Genomic DNA, 16957 nt, shown 5'->3' with positions numbered 1-16957 from the left:
CCCATGGCAACCCACGTGGCCCGTAACACCAAGCGCCGAATATCGCTCGCGATCGGCGCGGCAGTCGCCGTCGCGGGCGGCGCGACGCTCCTCACCCTCCCGGCGGGCGCCGCACCGGCGGAGGGCACCGTCATCGGCGCCGACTCCGACGATGCCGTCAAGGGCAGCTACATCGTCCTCCTCAAGGACGGCAGCAGCGGCTCGGTCCAGGCCGAGGGCGCGGGCAAGGACCTCGCCAAGGAGTACGGCGGCAAGGTCAGCCGTACCTACGAGTCGGCCGTCAACGGCTTCAACGCCACCGGCATGTCCGCCGAGGAGGCCCGCAGGCTGGCCGCCGACGACAAGGTCGCGCAGGTCTACCAGAACCAGCGGATCACCACCACCGGCACCCAGACCAACCCGCCCTGGGGCCTGGACCGGATCGACCAGAAGTCGAAACAGCTGAACCGGAAGTACACCTACCCGGCCGGCGCGGGCGCGGGCGTGACGGCGTACGTCATCGACACCGGCGTGCGCATCAGCCACAGCGACTTCGGCGGCCGGGCCTCCTACGGCTACGACGCCGTCGACAAGGACAAGACGGCCCAGGACGGCAACGGCCACGGCACCCATGTCGCGGGGACCATCGCGGGGACGAAGTACGGCGTTGCCAAGAAGGCGAAGATCGTGGCCGTGCGGGTGATGAACAACAACGGCTCGGGCACCACCGCAATCGCCATCGCGGGCGTCGACTGGGTCACCAAGCACCACAAGGGCCCCTCGGTCGCCAACATGAGCCTCGGCGCCGACAAGAACACCGCGCTGGACGCCGCCGTCAAGCGGTCAATCTCCTCCGGCGTCAGCTACGCCGTCTCGGCGGGCAACGAGCGCGCCGACGCCACGACCGCCTCCCCGGCGCGGGTGCCGGACGCGCTCACCGTCGCGGCGAGTGACCGCAACGACCGGCAGGCGGCCTTCTCCAACTACGGCAAGCGCGTCGACCTGTACGCGCCCGGCGTGAACATCGTCTCGGCCAGCAACAAGAGCAACCGCGGCACCGCCACGATGTCCGGAACCTCCATGGCAGCGCCGCACGTCGCCGGTGCCGCGGCCGTCTATCTGAGCGGCCACAAGTCCGCCAGCCCAGCTCAGGTGGCGACCGCGCTCACCAAGGGCGCCACCGCGGGAGCGATCGCCAACCCGACCAAGGGGACGCCCAACAAGCTGCTCCGCGTGGTCAAGTGACGGTCATTCACGGTCATTTCTGAGCCTTCTCCGTGCGTAACCCCGGATTTCCGGGTAAGCGCACCACCAGGCCCGCCGTGCCCTCCCCCCACGGGGCACGGCGGGCCCTTTCCGTGCCCCGGCGAGGCCCGTCGGCCCCGGCACGGCCCTGGAAACGCTTCACACGGGCTTAACACTCCAGCCGTTGACGTCGCCAAGATCCGGCTGGCAAGCTCCCATACCGTGAGCCAGTACCGGAACCTTGTCGCGCGCCTGCACGTCGATCTTCGACGTCACGCCAGCGCCCTCTGTGCCCCCGGCCGCGCCTGACGCGCGCCCCACAGCTCACCTTTTCCACTCCGTGACGGCAGCAGCCCCCGCAGCTCCCCTGCGCCTTGACGTCTTGAAGCCTTGAGGTTTCGAGCCTTCGTACGGGACGGCCGGGCGCGCCGCGCGGAATCCCCGGGTCCGACCCGTATCCACTGCGTCGCGCCCGGGCTGTGCAACGGAAGGCACCCGTGCGTCCACGTCATTTCCGCAGGCGGGAATTCCTCGCCCTCACCGGCCTGACCACACTCGCCGCCACCACCGCCGTCGGCTGCGGACGGGCGTCCGGCAGGGAGGGCGTCCCGGCCGACACCATCCGCTACCAGGGCTGGGCCGGGGTCGTCACCCCGGCCGAACTCGCCGAAGACCTCGGCTATCTGGACGGCCTCAGCCTCAAGTGGGTCGGCAACACCACCAGCGGCCCGCAGGACATCCAGGCAGCCGCGGCGGGGGACACCGACTTCGGCGGCGCCTTCAACGGCGCCGTCGTCAAGATGGCCGCGGCCAAGGCCCCGGTGAAGGCCGTCATCAGCTACTACGGCGTCGACAAGGAGCGCTTCAGCGGCTTCTACGTACGCGAGCACAGCCCCATCCGCACCGCCAGGGACCTGATCGGCAGGAAAGTCGCGATGAACACCCTCGGCGCGCACGCCGAGGCCATGCTCGACACCTACCTCAAGCGCGAGGGCCTCAGCACCGAGGAGGCCGATCAGGTCGAGCGGATCGCCCTGCCGCCCGTGAACACCGAGCAGTCCCTGCGCAAGGGGCACATCGACGTCGCCGTCCTCGGCGACATCCTCCGCGACAAGGCCCTCGAACACGGCGGCCTGCGCGCTCTCACCGACGACCACCGCCTGCTCGGCACCTTCAGCGCGGGCACCTACGTGATGGCCGACCGCTACCTGGAGCAGCATCCGCGCCAGGCCCGCGCCTTCGTCACCGGAGTCGGCCGCGCCCTGGACTGGTCGCGCCGCACCCCGCGGGACGAGGTCGTCGACCGCATGGTGCGCATCGTGCGGCGCCGCAACCGCAGCGAGGACACCGCACCGCTGCGCTACTGGCGCTCGTACGGGGTTGCCGATCCGGTGGGCCGTATCGCACCGGACGAGCTGTCCCTGTGGGTGCGCTGGCTGGAGCGGCGGGGCGACATCAACGCCGACCGCGTGCACATCCCCGACATCTACACCAACCGGTTCAACACCAACCGCTCCGACAAGGCCCCCGTCCCCACCCCCGTCCGCGACCGCTCCGGGAGCTGACCATGACCGCCCCACCCGAAACGCCCACGATCCGCTTCGAGAACGTCAGCAAGACCTTCCCCGTCCGCACCGCCCGCGGCGTCACGGGCAGCTTCACCGCGCTCCAGGACATCACACTGGACATCGCGCCGGGCGAGTTCAGCGTCCTGGTCGGCCCCAGCGGCTGCGGCAAATCCACCCTCCTCGATCTTCTGGGCGGCCTCACCGTGCCCACCACGGGCCGCGTCCTGATCGACGGCGAACCCGTCACAGGGCCCGGCCGTGACCGGGGCACCGTCTTCCAGCAGTACGCGCTGCTGCCGTGGCGTACCGCCCGCGGCAACGTCGAGTTCGGTCTGGAAGCGGGCGGCGTGCCGCGTCGCGAGCGGGCCGAACGCGCGGCGGAGTTCCTCTCCCTCGTCGGTCTCGACGGTTTCGGGGACCGGCACCCGCACGAGCTGTCGGGCGGCATGCGCCAGCGCGTCGCCATCGCCCGCAGCCTCGCCTACGACCCCGATGTGCTGCTGATGGACGAGCCGTTCGCGGCGCTCGACGCGCAGACCCGGGAGTCGCTGCAGGACGAGCTGCTGCGGATCTGGCAGCGCACCGGCAAGACCGTCGTCTTCATCACCCACAGCATCGACGAAGCCGTGCTGCTCGGGCGGCGCGTCACCGTCCTCACCTCCCGCCCCGGCCGGGTCAAGGAGAGCGTGCCCATCGACCTCGGCGCCCGTACCGGGACCGACGATCCGCGCTCCAGCCCCGAGTTCGCCGCCTACCGGCACCGCCTCTGGGAGCTGCTGCACGACGAGGTCAGCCGCGCACAGGAGCTGGAGCGGTCGGCCCTGGAGCGGAAGGAGGCCGCCGCATGAGCGCCACCCTCACCCCCCGTACCCGGCCCGCTCCCCACTCCGCCGCCGCACCGGTGTCCCCGCCCGGGGCGCCGCCCCGGCAGCCGGTGTGGCGCCGCGCGCTGGGACTGGGACGCGCTGCACTGACCCGTACCGCGGCGATCCTCGTGCTGCTCGCCCTGTGGGAGACCGCACCGCGGGTGGGCCTTGCCGACCCGGTGTTCCTGCCCCCGTTCTCCGAGGTGGCCGCCGCGTGGTGGGAGCTGCTGGTCGACGGACAGCTGCTGGACGACGCGCGGGCCAGCCTGGTGCGCTCGCTGACCGGCTTCGGGCTCGCCGTCGCGCTGGCCGTGCCGCTGGGGCTGCTCATCGGCTGGTACAAGCCCGTCGCCGACCTGCTCGGGCCCGTGCTGGAGGTCTTCCGCAACACCGCGGCGCTCGCGCTGCTGCCCGTCTTCGTGCTGCTGCTCGGCATCGGCGAGACGTCGAAGATCTCGATAGTCCTCTACGCGTGCACCTGGCCGGTGCTGCTCAACACGATCAGCGCCGTCCGCACCGTCGACCCCACGCTGCTCAAGCTGGCCCGCAGCGTGGACCTGCCGCCCTGGCGGCTCTTCCAGAAAGTGATCCTGCCCGCCTCCGTGCCCGCTGTCTTCACCGGGATCCGGCTCGCCGGCGGCGTCGCCGTCCTGGTGCTCGTCGCCGCCGAGATGGTGGGCGCCAAGGCCGGGCTCGGCTTCCTCATCAACAACTCGCAGTTCAACTTCGCCATCCCGCAGATGTACGCCGGCATCCTCACCGTCTCCGCGCTCGGCGTGGCCTTCAACCAGCTCCTCGTCGCCCTGGAGCGCCGCTTCACCTCCTGGCGCACCACTGCCTGACCCACCCCTCCCGAAAGGAACACCACCATGACCGGTTTCGACATCCGTCGCGTCGGCGGCCGTATCGGCGCGGAGATCCTCGGCGTCGACCTGTCCGAACAGCTCGACCCCCGTCTCGTCGACGAGCTCAACGACGCGCTGCTCACCCACAAGGCGCTCTTCTTCCGCGACCAGAATCTCGACGACGCCGACCAGTTGCGCTTCGCCGCCCTCTTCGGCGAGCTGACCCGGGCCCATCCCACGGTGCCCTCCGTCGAGGGACAGCCGGACATCCTGCCCGTCGACGGGGAGGAAGGCGTACGCGCCAACCGCTGGCACACGGACGTCACCTTCGTCCGCACCCCGCCCAAGGCCAGCACCCTGCGCAGCCTCGTCGTCCCGCCCTACGGCGGCAACACGCTGATAGCCAACACGGCTGCCGCGTACGCCGATCTGCCCGAGCCGCTGCGCGAGCTGGCCGACCGGCTGCGGGCTGTGCACACCAACGACTACGACTACGCCGAGCCGAAGAACCAGGCGGCGGCGGAGCGGCACAAGGTGTTCATCTCGCGCCGCTGGCAGACCGCGCACCCGGTGGTACGCGTCCATCCCGAGACCGGCGAACGCGGCCTGTTCATCGGCGGGTTCGCGCAGCGCATCGTCGGGCTGAACTCCGACGAGTCCCGCGACCTGCTCCGCATCCTCCAGGCGTACGTCACCCGTCCGGAGAACATCGTGCGGTGGACGTGGGCACCGGGCGATCTGGTGCTGTTCGACAACCGCGTCACCCAGCACTACGCCCCCGACGACTACGGGGACCTGCCGCGGCGCCTGCACCGGGTGACCGTCGCGGGAGATGTCCCGGTGGGCGTGGACGGCGAGCCCAGCAGTGTCGTCGAGGGCGACGAAGCCGGCCACTACACCCCGGCGGCGGTCGCCTGATGAGCGACTCGGCCAACGCCCTCGCCCTCGACGGCCGCTCCCGCGCCGACGACGCCGCGCCGCGTGTCCTGCGGCTGCCCGTCGCCACCGGGCCGGCCGGGGAGGGGGTGCACATCGACCGCGACCGGCGCACCGTCCATGTGGACGGCACCGAAGTGGAGCTGACCTACCTGGAGTTCGAGCTGCTCGCCCACTTCGCGGAGCACCCGCAGCGGGTGCACACCCGGGAACAGCTCGTCGCCACCGTGTGGGGGTACGGCCACCACATCGGTGACGGGCGCACCGTGGACGTCCACGTGGCGCGGCTGCGGCGCAAGCTGGGGCCGCGCCATCGCGGGCGGATCGTGACGGTTCGCCGCGTCGGCTACAAGTACGTCCCGTAGGAACCCTCCCGGCCCCGCCCACCCGCCCTTGAGGAACGGGGGCGGGTGGGCGGGCAGAAAGGACAACCCCGAGTGACCCCCACCTTCCACTGGTTCCTGCCCACCAGCGGGGACAGCCGCCATGTCGTCGGCGGTGGCCACGGCAGCCCGCTGGGCGATGCCGGCGCCGACCGCCCGCCCACACTGGGCTACCTCACCCAGATCGCCCGCGCTGCCGAACAGCTCGGCTTCACCGGCGCTTTGACGCCCACCGGCGCCCAGTGCGAGGACGCCTGGCTGACGACGGCGATGCTCACCCAGCAGACCGAGCGCCTGAAGTTCCTGGTCGCCTTCCGGCCGGGCTTCCTCTCGCCCACCCTCGGCGCCCAGATGGCCGCCACCTACCAGCGCCACACCGGCGGCCGGCTGCTGCTCAACGTCGTCACCGGCGGCGAGAGCGCGGAGCAGCGCGCGTATGGGGACTTCCTCGACAAGGACGCCAGGTACGCCCGCACCGGGGAGTTCCTCCGCGTCGTCAAAGGGCTGTGGAACGGCGGCACCGTCACTCTGGAGGGCGAGCATGTCCAGGTGGCCGGGGCACGGCTGGCCAGTCCGCCGCACCCGGTCCCCGACGTCTATTTCGGCGGCAGCTCACCTGCAGCCCTCGGTGTCGCGGCACGCTACGCGGACACGTATCTGACCTGGGGCGAACCCCCGGCCCAGGTGGCGGAGAAGATCGCCCGGGTGCGGACGCTCGCCGAGGCCGAGGGGCGCAGGCTCCGCTTCGGCATCCGGCTGCACACCATTTCCCGCGACACCTCGGCGGCAGCCTGGGCCGAGGCCCGACGGCTGCTGGACGGCTTCACTCCCGAGGCCGTCGAGCAGGCGCAGCGCGGACTGCGCCGCAGCGAGTCGGAGGGGCAGCGCCGCATGCTGGCACTGCACGGCGGCAGCCTCCCCCAAGCTCTCAACTCCTCCCCCAGCCTTCGGCCGGGAGGTGCCCCCAGAGCAGGGGGGACTTCCACCGACCTGGAGATCCACCCCGGGCTGTGGGCGGGTATCGGCCTGGTGCGGGGAGGCGCGGGCACGGCGCTCGTCGGCAGTCACGCGGAGGTCGCCGACCTCATCGGCCAGTACCGCCGCATCGGCATCGAGGAGTTCGTCCTATCCGGCTACCCGCACCTGGAGGAGGCGTACTGGTTCGGCGAGAACGTGCTGCCACTCGTGCGCCGTCAGGCCGCGGAGGGGCGGGGGAGCGCCGTACCGGTTCCCGCCTGACCCGCCGTGTCCCAGGGGGTGGCCGGGGCTGCCGGCCGCCCCCTCGGCGCGGCTGCCCGTAGGACTACGCGGCGGCGGCCTCCGCGAGGGAGCCGTGGCGGGCCATGGCCGCGTAGCGTTCCACCACCACCGAAGCAACCTCCGGCGCCGCGCCCAGCACCGGAGCGAGCACGTCGGCCCCGGCCTCGTGTGCTCCGGCCGCGATGCGGTCGGGGAGCCGGCCGGGTGCCAGCACATAGGGGGCGACGGCCACCCGGCGGGCGCCGTCGGCACGCAGGGCCCGTACGGCGTCCGCCGTACGGGGCTGAGCAGCGGAGGCGAACGCAGGCCGCACAGCACACCAACCGGTGGTACGCCGCCACTCCCGCGCGATATCAGCGATCACTGCGCTCGCCTCCGGGTCGGAGGAACCGGCCGCCGCAAGGACGACACCGGTCGAGGGCGCGTCGCCGGGGGCCAGCCCGGCGCCGCGCAGCCGCCGCTGCAGGGCAGCGGTCAGCAAGGGGTGCGGACCCAGCACGTCGGCCTGCCGGACGTCCAGGTCCGGCAGTGCGGACGTCGCCTCCGCAAGCACCGCGGGGATGTCCGTCTTCGCATGGAACGCGCGGGTGAGGAGGAGCGGGACGGCGACGACCTCGCGTACTCCGGCCGCGTACAGCCGTCCCAGCGCCCCGTGCACCGACGGTGCGTCGAAGTCCAGATAGCCCGCCTCCACCCGCACGCCGGGCAGCAGCCGCCGCACTCGCGCTGTGAGCGCGGTGACCGTCGCGGCGTGCCGGGCATCCCGGCTGCCGTGTGCGACGAGCAGCAGCGCGGGGGAGGGGACCGGTGGTGCGGGGACCATCAGCGCAGCAGCCCCCGGTGGCGCAGGACCCGCCGCTCGACGGGCGCGAAGATGAGCAGTTCGATGCCGATACCCACCAGCAGGATGAGCAGGATCGCCCCGAGCACCAGCGGCATGTCCTGGTACGAGCGCCCCGTCTCCAGCAGCTGGCCCAGCCCCGCGCCCAGTTCGGGCGAGGTGGCGATGAGCTCGGCCGCCATCAGCGAGCGCCAGGAGAACGCCCAGCCCTGCTTGAGCCCCGATATGTAACCCGGCAGTGCCGCGGGCAGCAGCACGTGCCGTACGCCGCTCAGCCCCGTCGCACCGAGCACCTTTCCGGCGCGCAGGTGCAGCGGATCGATCCGGTCGACGCCCGCGACCAGCCCGTTGGCGATCGAGGGGACGGCACCGAGCAGCACCACGGCGTAGATCGTCGCGTCCGTCAGCCCGAACCAGATGATCGCCGCCGGCACCCAGGCCACCGACGGCAGCGACTGGAGCCCGGACAGGATCGGCCCGATCGCGGCCCGCACCGGCCGCACCCTCGCCACCAGCAGCCCCAGCGGCGTACCGACCAGCAGCGCCACCGCGAAGCCCAGCGCACCGCGCGAGACGCTCTGCCAGATGATGCTGAGGATCGTGCCCTTGTACCACTCCTCGGCCAGCGCGTCCCACACCATCAGCGGGCTCGGCAGCTGGTAGTCCGGCTTCAGGTTCAGCGCGAACGCGGCCTGCCACAGCCCCAGTACGAGGACGACGGCCACCACCGGCGGCAGTGCCTTGCGGCGCAGCAGCACCGGGAGGGGGGTGCGGGCAGCGGTGCGGGTGTCGAGTGCGTCGAGGCCCGCCTCCAGACCGGCGAGGTCGTTGCCCGCCTCGCCGCTCTTCGGCGGGGCGCCGGCGGCGGACCCAGCGGCGGTGGACACCGCCGCCTCGTCCTCGATCTTCGGCTGTGTCTCAGTGCTGGCCATGGCGGCGGATCTCCCCCCGAAGCTGTTCGGTGATCTCGACGGACAGCCCGGCCACGTCCGCGTCCTCGATCCGGCGCGGGTGCGGGATGCCGACCTGCCACTCCCGGGCGATCCGCCCGGGCCGGGAGGAGAGCAGCACCACGCGCTCGGCCAGGCGTACGGCCTCCCGGACGTTGTGCGTGACGAACAGGACGGCGACGTTCGTCTCCGCCCAGATGCGGGTCAGCTCCTCGTGGAGGACGTCCCGGGTGATGGCGTCCAGCGCCGCGAACGGCTCGTCCATCAGCAGCAGCTTGCTGTCCTGCGCCAGCGCGCGGGCCAGCGCGACCCGTTGCCGCATCCCGCCGGACAGCTCGTGCACCCGCTTGCGGTGCGCGCCCTTGAGCCGTACGAGCTCCAGCAGCCGCTCGGCCTCCGCCGGGCGCTCCGCCTTGGGCATGCCGCGCAGCTTGAGGGCCAGCTCGATGTTCTTGCCCGCCGTCAGCCAGGGGAAGAGCGCGTGCTCCTGGAACATCAGCGCCGGGCGTCCGCCGGGCACCTCGACGGTGCCCGAGGTGGGAGTGTCGAGGCCGGCCACGAGGTTGAGCAGCGTGCTCTTGCCGCAGCCTGACGCGCCCAGCAGGGTGACGAACTCGCCGTCGGCGACATCGATGCTGATGTCGTCCAGCACCTGCTGCGTACCGAAGGTCTTGGAGACGCCTGCGATACGGGCGGCGGCGCTCGTGGTCGTGGTCACGGTCACTGGTTCACCTCCTGCGATGGTCGTGAGCGGTTCACTTCCGGCCCAGCCCGGCGTCGGTCACAGCGGGGCGGCCCTCGCTCTTGAGGACCCGGTTCAGCGGGGTCAGGTCGTAGATCCCCGACAGGTCGGCCTTCTTCAGCAGACCTACCGAGGACGCGTGGTCGGCCTGCTTCCGCAAGGTCGCGGCCAACGGGTCGTCCGTCACATCGATCTGGGCGAACGCCGCGTCGAGCACCTTGCCGGGCAGCGGTTTGCCCGCGTCCCGCCGGAGGGCTTCGTTGATGTACTTCTTCGCCGCGTCCGGGTGCGAGCGGATCCATGCGTTCGTCTTCACGGACCCGCGCAGCACCGCCTCGACGGCGTCCGGATGCTTCTTCAGGAAGTCCTGCCGCACCACCAGGTTCGTGGTGACGAACTTTCCGCCCTTCCACAGCTTCTTCTCGTTCAGCAGGACCTTTCCGCCCTTGCTGACGAGGTTGGAGGCCGTCGGCTCCGGCACCCACGCGCCGTCGATGCCGCCCTGCTGGAAGGTGGTGGGGATCTCCTTGTTGTCCTGCCGCAGCACCGAGGTCGCCCCCTGGCCGGTCTCGGGGTCGACCTTGATGCCCTTGGTCTTGAGGTAGTGCAGCAGCGCCACGTCCTGGGTGTTGCCCAGCTGGGGGGTGGCGATCTTCTTGCCCTTGAGGTCCTCGAGGGAGTGGATCTTCTTGGGATTGACGACGAGCGAGGCCCCGCCGGAGGTCGCGCCCGCGACGATGCGCAGGTTCTTGCCCCCGGACTTGACGTATCCGTTGATGGAGGGTGAGGGACCCACCCAGGTCATGTCCACGGCCTTCGCGTTGAGCGCCTCGATCGCGGAGGGACCGGCGTTGAAGACCTGGGTCTTGACCTTGGTGCCGCCCAGCTCCTTCGGAATCTGGCCGCCGGAGCGCAGCCCGACCAGCGGAGTGGCGTGGGTGACGTTGGGGAAGTAGCCGACCTTCACTTGGTCGAGGCCGTCGACCTTCTTGCCGCCCACCGCCTTCGGGTCGCCGCTCTCGACGGCCTTGGACCCGTAGCCGCAGCCGGCGGCGACCAGCAGCAGTGGGGCAACCAAGAGGGAGCCGAGAGCGATGCGGCCGGACGGTCGGCTGCGCAGGGTTCGGATACGGGGCACGGAGATGTCCTCTCAGGAAAGGAAGGGGAACGCGGACGGGAGCGGTGCGCACGGATGCACGCTCGTCACCGCCGGCATCGCCCCACTCCGCCCTGGCCACTGCCGCGTGCGCCGCTGCCGATGCGGCCACCGGTCTGGTCGAAGGTCGAGAAGACCTCTCCTGGGATGCCCATGGGTCTAGAAGTCCCAGCCGTCGTCGTCGGGCGCCTCGGCGGTGGGCACCTCGGCGCCGGCGAACGCCTCGCCGGCCATACCGGCGGTCAGGGTGCTGCCGTCGGCCGGGTCGATCAGCAGGAAGGAGCCGGTGCGCCGCGAGCTCGCGTACGGGTCGACGGGCAGCGGCTCGGCGGTGCGCAGCACGACCCGGCCGATGTCGTTGGCGGCCAGCTCGCCGGGTGCCGGGTGGTGCGAGAGGTCGGCCAGGGTCAGCCGGGAGGGGATCTCCTTGACGATGGCCTTGACGGTGCGGGTGGTGTGCTTGAGCAGCACCCGGTCGCCGGGCTTCAGCGGCCGGTCGTGCAGATGGCAGACGGTCGCCGTCAGATCCTGGCTGGGCCGTACCGTCGCGTCGGCGGGTGCGATCAGATCGCCGCGCGAGATGTCCAGGTCGTCGGTGAGCCGGACGGTGACCGACTGCGGTGCCCAGGCCACATCCACGGACTGGCCGAGCGCGTCGATCGCCTCGATGGTGCTGGTGCGGCCCGAGGGGTGGACGGTGACGCGGTCGCCGACGCGCAGCACACCGGACGCCAACTGGCCTGCGTAGCCCCGGTAGTCGGGGTGTTCGGGGGTCTGCGGCCGGATGACGTACTGCACAGGGAAGCGCGCCGGGTCGTCGGTCGGGTCATGGGTGACCGGGACCGTCTCCAGGTGCTCCAGAACGGTCGGTCCGCTGTACCAGTCCATGTGCGCGGAGGGGGCGACCACATTGTCGCCCTCCAGCGCGGAGATCGGTATGGCGGTCACCTCCGGAACGCCCAGGGAGGTGGCGTAGCCGGAGAACTCGTCCGCGATCGCGGCGAAGACGTCCTCGGCGTAGTCCACCAGGTCCATCTTGTTGACGGCCAGCACCACGTGCGGGACGCGCAGCAGCGCGGCCACGGCGGCGTGCCGGCGGGTCTGCTCGACCACGCCGTTGCGGGCGTCCACCAGGACGACGGCCAGCTCGGCGGTGGAGGCGCCGGTGACCATGTTCCGGGTGTACTGCACATGGCCCGGTGTGTCCGCCAGGATGAACCGCCGTCTGGGGGTGGCGAAGTAGCGGTAGGCGACATCGATGGTGATGCCCTGCTCGCGCTCGGCGCGCAGCCCGTCGGTGAGCAGCGCCAGGTCGGGTGCCTCCTGGCCGCGTGCCTGGGAGGCTCGCGAGACCGCTTCCAGCTGGTCGGTCAGTACCGACTTGGAGTCGTGCAGCAGGCGGCCGACCAGGGTGGACTTGCCGTCGTCGACGCTTCCGGCGGTGGCGAACCGCAGCAGGGAGGTGGCTGCCAGCGCTTCGGCGGCCTGGGCTGTTCCGGCTGTCGTGCTCATCGTCTAGAAGTAGCCTTCCCGCTTGCGGTCTTCCATCGCGGCCTCGGAGAGCTTGTCGTCGGCCCGGGTGGCGCCGCGTTCGGTCAGCCGGGAGGCGGCGATCTCCGCGATCACCTTCTCGACCGTGTCCGCGTCCGAGTTCACGGCGCCGGTGCAGGACATGTCGCCGACGGTGCGGTAGCGCACCAGCCGGGACTCCACCCGCTCACCGTCCTTGGGGCCGCCCCACTCGCCGGGGGCCAGCCACATGCCGGACCGGGAGAAGACCTCCCTCTCGTGCGCGTAGTAGATCGAGGGGAGTTCGATCTTCTCCCGCGCGATGTACTGCCACACGTCCAGCTCGGTCCAGTTCGACAGCGGAAAGACCCGCACGTGCTCGCCGGGGGCGTGCCGCCCGTTGTAGAGCTGCCACAGCTCGGGCCGCTGCCGGCGCGGGTCCCAGCCGCCGAACTCGTCGCGCAGCGAGAAGACCCGCTCCTTGGCGCGCGCCTTCTCCTCGTCCCGGCGCCCGCCACCGAAGACCGCGTCGAACCGGTGCTCGTTGATGGCCTCCAGCAGCGGCAGCGTCTGGAGCGGGTTGCGGGTGCCGTCCGGCCGCTCGCGGAGCGTGCCGTTGTCGATGTACTGCTGCACCGACGCCACATACAGCCGCAGCCCGTGCTCGGCCGCCGTCTCGTCGCGATACCGCAGCACCTCGGGGAAGTTGTGCCCGGTGTCCACATGCAGCAGCCCGAAGGGCAGCGGCGCCGGGGCGAACGCCTTCAGCGCCAGGTGCAGCATCACGATGGAGTCCTTGCCGCCGGAGAAGAGGATCACCGGGCGCTCGAACTCTCCCGCGACCTCGCGGAAGATGTGCACCGCCTCCGACTCCAGCGCGTCCAGATGCGTCAGCGCGAAGGGGTTGTCGGTCTCCTCCGGTGCGGTCACCGCCGTGGTCATAGCAGTCCCCTCTCCTTCAGCAAGGTGTGCAGCGCCGCGGCGGATTCGGCCACGTCACGCCCGTGGGTCTGGAGGCGCAGATCCGGGTCGGCCGGCTCCTCGTACGGGTCGTCGACTCCCGTCAGTCCCGTCAGTTCGCCGGCGGCCTGCTTCGCGTAGAGGCCCTTCACGTCCCGCTGTGAGCACACCTCCACCGGCGTCGCCACGTGCACCTCCAGATAGGGGGTGCCCTCGGCCATATGACGCTTGCGCACCGCCTCGCGGCTGTCGGCGTACGGCGCGATGACCGGCACCAGCACGATCACACCGTGCGAGGCCAGCAGTTCGGAGACGAAGCCGATGCGCTGCACGTTGGTGTCCCGGTCGGAACGGGAGAAGCCGAGGCCCGCGGAGAGGAACGTACGGATCTCGTCCCCGTCCAGCACCTGGGTACGGTACCCCTCGCCGCGCAGCTGCTCGGCGAGCGCCGTGGCGATCGTCGTCTTGCCCGCGCTCGGCAGGCCGGTCAGCCATACGGTGGCGCCGCGTGCCCCGCTCATCGGTCTCGCCCCTCTTGTCTGGTCGCTTCTCCGCCCGCACGGCTGCGTGCGGCTTGTCGTTGTTGTCTGCGGCCCGTCAGCCGCGCGTGCGTCGCTCCCCTGGTCGTCTGTTTTGGTCGTTTTACCCCGGTTATCACAGGTGCAGCCCACACTCGGTCTTGCCGCTGCCGGCCCAGCGCCCGGCGCGTGCGTCCTCGCCCGCCAGCACGCGGCGGGTGCAGGGGGCGCAGCCGATGGAGGCGTAGCCGTCGGACAGCAGCGGGTTGGTCAGTACGCCGTGCTCGGCGATGTAGTCCTCCACGTCCTGCTGGGTCCAGCGGGCGATGGGGGAGACCTTGACCTTCTGCCGCTTCTCATCCCAGCCGACCACCGGGGTGTTCGCCCGCGTCGGGGACTCCTCGCGGCGCAGCCCGGTGGCCCAGGCGTCGTAGCCGCGCAGCCCCTCCTCCAGCGGCTGCACCTTGCGCAGCGCGCAGCACAGGTCCGGGTCGCGGTCGTGCAGCTTGGGGCCGTACTGCGCATCCTGCTGGGCGACTGTCTGGCGGGGCGTGAGGGTGATGACCTCCACGTCCATCACGGCCTTGACGGCGTCCCGGGTGCCGATGGTCTCCGGGAAGTGGTAACCGGTGTCGAGGAAGACCACGCGCACGCCGGGGAAGACCCGCGAGGCCAGATGCGCGACCACGGCGTCCTCCATGGAGGAGGTGGCACAGAACCGGTGCCCGAAGGTCTCGGCGGCCCAGCGCAATATGTCCAGCGCGTCGGCCTCCTCCAAGTCCCGGCCCGCCTGCTCGGCCAGCGACCGCAGCTCTTCGGAAGAGCGCTGCTCCGTTATGTGTGCGGTGCTCATGAGGTGGGGTCCTCTCCGTCGGAGTGTGCCGACCGCAGCCCGGAGGCGAGCAGCCCGAGGAACTTCAGCCGGAACGCCCGGTTGCAGGCGGAGCACTCCCAGGCTGCGCCCTGCCCCGGAGGCGTCCCCTCCTCGCTGGGGCGCAGATCCTCGTCACCGCAGTACGGGCAGTAGAACGGCGCGGCCCTCTCACTCATTTGAGATCACTCTCCGCGGCCCTGGCGGCCCACTGAGCGAACCGTTCGCCGTCCTCGCGCTGGGCCTGGAAGGCGCGCAGCACACGTTCGATGTAGTCGGGAAGCTCTTCGGCGGTCACCTTCAGCCCTCGCACCTTGCGGCCGAAGCCGGGCTCCATGCCCAGCGAGCCGCCCAGGTGCACCTGGTAGCCCTCGACCTGGTTGCCGGAGGCGTCGGTGACCAGCTGGCCCTTGAGGCCGATGTCCGCGACCTGGATGCGGGCGCAGGAGTTGGGGCAGCCGTTGAGGTTGATGGTGACGGGCTGGTCGAAGCCGGGGAGCCTGCGCTCCAGTTCGTCGATCAGCCAGGAGCCGCGGCCCTTGGTCTCCACGATGGCCAGCTTGCAGAACTCGATGCCCGTGCACGCCATCGTCCCGCGCCGGAAGACGGAGGGCCGGGTCGTCAGATCGAGCGCCTCCAAGCCCTCGGCCAGCGACTCCACCTGGTCCTGCTCGACGTCGAGCACGAGCATCTTCTGCTCGACGGTGGTGCGTACGCGCCCCGATCCGTGGGCCTCTGCCAGGTCGGCGATCTTGCTGAGCGTCGTACCGTCGACCCGGCCCACCCGCGGTGCGAAGCCCACGTAGTAGCGGCCGTCCTTCTGCTCGTGCACGCCGATGTGGTCGCGCCACTGCCGGGCCGGCTGCGCGGGGGCCGGGCCGTCGATCAGCTTGCGCAGCAGATACTCGTCCTCCAGCACCTGCCGGAACTTCTCCGGGCCCCAGTCGGCGACGAGGAACTTCAGCCGGGCGCGGTTGCGCAGCCGCCGGTAGCCGTAGTCGCGGAAGATGCCGGTGACGCCCTCGTGGACGTCGGCGACCTCCTCCAGCGGCACCCAGGCGCCCAGCCGCACACCCAGCTTGGGGTTGGTGGACAGCGCGCCGCCGACCCATACGTCGAAGCCGGGGCCGTGCTCGGGGTGCTCGACGCCGACGAACGCCACGTCGTTGATCTCGTGCGCGACGTCCAGCAACGGCGAGCCGGAGACGGCCGTCTTGAACTTGCGGGGCAGGTTCGAGTAGGCGGGGTTGCCGACGACGCGACGGTGGATCTCCTCGATGGCGGGGGTGCCGTCGATGATCTCGTCCGCCGCGATGCCCGCCACCGGTGAGCCGAGGATCACACGCGGGGTGTCCCCGCAGGCTTCGGTGGTGGACAGCCCCACACCCTCCAGCCGCCGCCAGATCTCCGGCATGTCCTCGATGCGGATCCAGTGGAACTGCACGTTCTGCCGGTCGGTGATGTCGGCGGTGCCGCGGGCGAACTCCTGGGAGATGTCCCCGATGACGCGCAACTGCCCGGTGGTCAGCCGGCCGCCGTCGATACGGACGCGGAGCATGAAGTACTCGTCGTCCAGCTCCTCCGGCTCCAGCACGGCGGTCTTGCCGCCGCTGATGCCGGGCTTGCGCTGGGTGTACAGGCCCCACCACCGCATCCGGCCGCGCAGGTCGGCACCGTCGATGGACTCGAAGCCGCGATGGGCGTAGATCGTCTCAATGCGTGTCCGCACGTTGAGACCATCGTCATCCTTCTTGGTCTGCTCGTTGCCGTTGAGCGGCGTGAAGTGACCAGCGGCCCACTGCCCTTCGCCGCGGTGGCGTCCCGCCTTGCGGCGGGCGGGGGCTGCGGAGCGCTCGGAGGTGTCGGCCATGGCGGGAGATCCTTCGGGCAGGGGGCGCGGGCACACGTGGGGCGAGTGCGGTCGGGACGCGCCGGGCGGATCCCGCCATGTGGAGCGGCAGGGTGCCCGTACGCAGGGGTTTCGGCGCCGGTTCCGGGGGCTCGCCCGCGACGGTGAGGGCGGTGGCCGCGGCTCGGCGGGGCTCGGTCGGCGTCGGAGGACGTCAGGAGGGGGGTGTCAGAACGGCGGTGCTGTGACTGTCAGCTCGCCGGACAGATGGCGCTGGACACGCGAACGAGGTCGACGTGACGTCGACTCACCAAGGCGATTCCAGCGCGAGACATGACGGAAGCGTCGCACGGGGGGCTGACGCCAGTCCACCGCTATCCATATTGCGGACAATTGTCGCTCACATTGTGGGATGGCGCCCGAAGGGGCGCGGGGAACTGCTCCCCCTGGGGGCACCTCCCGGCCGGAGTCCCCCAGCC

18 protein-coding genes and 1 pseudogene are annotated in these 16957 nt (G+C 71.2%); 8 read left to right on the top strand and 11 right to left on the bottom strand.

Features of this window, described 5'->3' with window-relative positions; all coding sequences use genetic code 11:
* Positions 1 to 3 precede the first annotated feature (3 nt).
* The 8 genes and pseudogenes from ACTWQF_RS35915 to ACTWQF_RS35880 all read left to right on the top strand — a co-directional run bounded on the left by ACTWQF_RS35915 (position 4) and on the right by ACTWQF_RS35880 (position 7061).
* Positions 4 to 1224 (top strand): S8 family peptidase, encoded by a 1221-nt coding sequence (locus ACTWQF_RS35915; protein WP_443283971.1) that lies wholly within the window; start codon positions 4 to 6, stop codon positions 1222 to 1224.
* 252 nt (positions 1225 to 1476) lie between these two features.
* On the top strand, positions 1477 to 1533 hold the full coding sequence (locus tag ACTWQF_RS35910; RefSeq protein WP_433102233.1) for a hypothetical protein: 57 nt from the start codon (positions 1477 to 1479) through the stop codon (positions 1531 to 1533).
* 188 nt (positions 1534 to 1721) lie between these two features.
* Positions 1722 to 2789 (top strand): ABC transporter substrate-binding protein, encoded by a 1068-nt coding sequence (locus tag ACTWQF_RS35905; RefSeq protein ID WP_443283970.1) that lies wholly within the window; start codon positions 1722 to 1724, stop codon positions 2787 to 2789.
* Positions 2790 to 2791: 2 nt separating this feature from the next.
* Complete coding sequence (locus ACTWQF_RS35900; RefSeq protein ID WP_443283969.1) at positions 2792 to 3640, top strand: ABC transporter ATP-binding protein; 849 nt, start codon at positions 2792 to 2794, stop codon at positions 3638 to 3640.
* Complete coding sequence (locus ACTWQF_RS35895) at positions 3637 to 4500, top strand: ABC transporter permease (protein WP_443283968.1); 864 nt, start codon at positions 3637 to 3639, stop codon at positions 4498 to 4500. The genes ACTWQF_RS35900 and ACTWQF_RS35895 overlap by 4 nt, the downstream gene beginning before the upstream one ends.
* Before the next feature lie 27 nt (positions 4501 to 4527).
* Positions 4528 to 5421, top strand: a complete 894-nt coding sequence (locus ACTWQF_RS35890; RefSeq protein ID WP_443283967.1) for a TauD/TfdA dioxygenase family protein — start codon at positions 4528 to 4530, stop codon at positions 5419 to 5421.
* Between the two features lie 44 nt (positions 5422 to 5465).
* A pseudogene (locus tag ACTWQF_RS35885) lies at positions 5466 to 5804 on the top strand (winged helix-turn-helix domain-containing protein); the annotation flags it as partial.
* 72 nt (positions 5805 to 5876) lie between these two features.
* Positions 5877 to 7061, top strand: coding sequence for an LLM class flavin-dependent oxidoreductase (locus ACTWQF_RS35880; protein ID WP_443283966.1), 1185 nt, complete (start codon positions 5877 to 5879; stop codon positions 7059 to 7061).
* 64 nt (positions 7062 to 7125) lie between these two features.
* Here ACTWQF_RS35880 and ACTWQF_RS35875 read toward each other — a convergent pair whose 3' ends face one another.
* From ACTWQF_RS35875 to ACTWQF_RS35825, 11 genes are all read right to left on the bottom strand, one after another.
* Entirely contained in the window at positions 7126 to 7905 is a 780-nt protein-coding gene (locus ACTWQF_RS35875; protein ID WP_443283965.1) for a sirohydrochlorin chelatase, read from the bottom strand.
* Positions 7905 to 8855 (bottom strand): ABC transporter permease, encoded by a 951-nt coding sequence (locus tag ACTWQF_RS35870; RefSeq protein ID WP_443283964.1) that lies wholly within the window; start codon positions 8853 to 8855, stop codon positions 7905 to 7907. The genes ACTWQF_RS35875 and ACTWQF_RS35870 overlap by 1 nt, the downstream gene beginning before the upstream one ends.
* A complete protein-coding gene (locus ACTWQF_RS35865) occupies positions 8842 to 9597 on the bottom strand; it encodes an ABC transporter ATP-binding protein (protein ID WP_443283963.1) in 756 nt (251 codons plus the stop codon). The genes ACTWQF_RS35870 and ACTWQF_RS35865 overlap by 14 nt, the downstream gene beginning before the upstream one ends.
* Positions 9598 to 9628: 31 nt before the next feature.
* A complete protein-coding gene (locus ACTWQF_RS35860; RefSeq protein ID WP_443283962.1) occupies positions 9629 to 10753 on the bottom strand; it encodes an ABC transporter substrate-binding protein in 1125 nt (374 codons plus the stop codon).
* 177 nt (positions 10754 to 10930) lie between these two features.
* The gene (locus tag ACTWQF_RS35855; protein ID WP_443283961.1) at positions 10931 to 12283 is read right to left on the bottom strand and encodes a sulfate adenylyltransferase subunit 1; all 1353 of its coding nucleotides are present in this window, start codon (positions 12281 to 12283) and stop codon (positions 10931 to 10933) included.
* 3 nt (positions 12284 to 12286) lie between these two features.
* Positions 12287 to 13222, bottom strand: a complete 936-nt coding sequence (gene cysD / locus ACTWQF_RS35850) for a sulfate adenylyltransferase subunit CysD (protein WP_443283960.1) — start codon at positions 13220 to 13222, stop codon at positions 12287 to 12289.
* Positions 13219 to 13761, bottom strand: coding sequence for an adenylyl-sulfate kinase (cysC, locus tag ACTWQF_RS35845; protein ID WP_443283959.1), 543 nt, complete (start codon positions 13759 to 13761; stop codon positions 13219 to 13221). Before cysC ends, cysD begins: the two co-directional genes overlap by 4 nt.
* A 133-nt stretch (positions 13762 to 13894) precedes the next feature.
* Positions 13895 to 14611, bottom strand: a complete 717-nt coding sequence (locus tag ACTWQF_RS35840; RefSeq protein ID WP_443283958.1) for a phosphoadenylyl-sulfate reductase — start codon at positions 14609 to 14611, stop codon at positions 13895 to 13897.
* Entirely contained in the window at positions 14608 to 14808 is a 201-nt protein-coding gene (locus ACTWQF_RS35835) for a hypothetical protein (protein ID WP_443283957.1), read from the bottom strand. The genes ACTWQF_RS35840 and ACTWQF_RS35835 overlap by 4 nt, the downstream gene beginning before the upstream one ends.
* Positions 14805 to 16499: a nitrite/sulfite reductase gene (locus ACTWQF_RS35830; protein WP_443283956.1), complete on the bottom strand. Its 1695-nt coding sequence runs from the start codon at positions 16497 to 16499 to the stop codon at positions 14805 to 14807. The genes ACTWQF_RS35835 and ACTWQF_RS35830 overlap by 4 nt, the downstream gene beginning before the upstream one ends.
* A gap of 230 nt (positions 16500 to 16729) precedes the next feature.
* Positions 16730 to 16813 carry a putative leader peptide gene (locus ACTWQF_RS35825; RefSeq protein WP_344569275.1) on the bottom strand — a complete coding sequence of 28 codons (84 nt, stop codon included), beginning with the start codon at positions 16811 to 16813 and terminating at the stop codon, positions 16730 to 16732.
* Between the last annotated feature and the right edge of the window lie 144 nt (positions 16814 to 16957).

This window comes from Streptomyces sp. 8N114, from assembly GCF_052245835.1.
Classification (GTDB): domain Bacteria; phylum Actinomycetota; class Actinomycetes; order Streptomycetales; family Streptomycetaceae; genus Streptomyces.
This window is presented reverse-complemented; position numbering and strand designations above follow the sequence as displayed.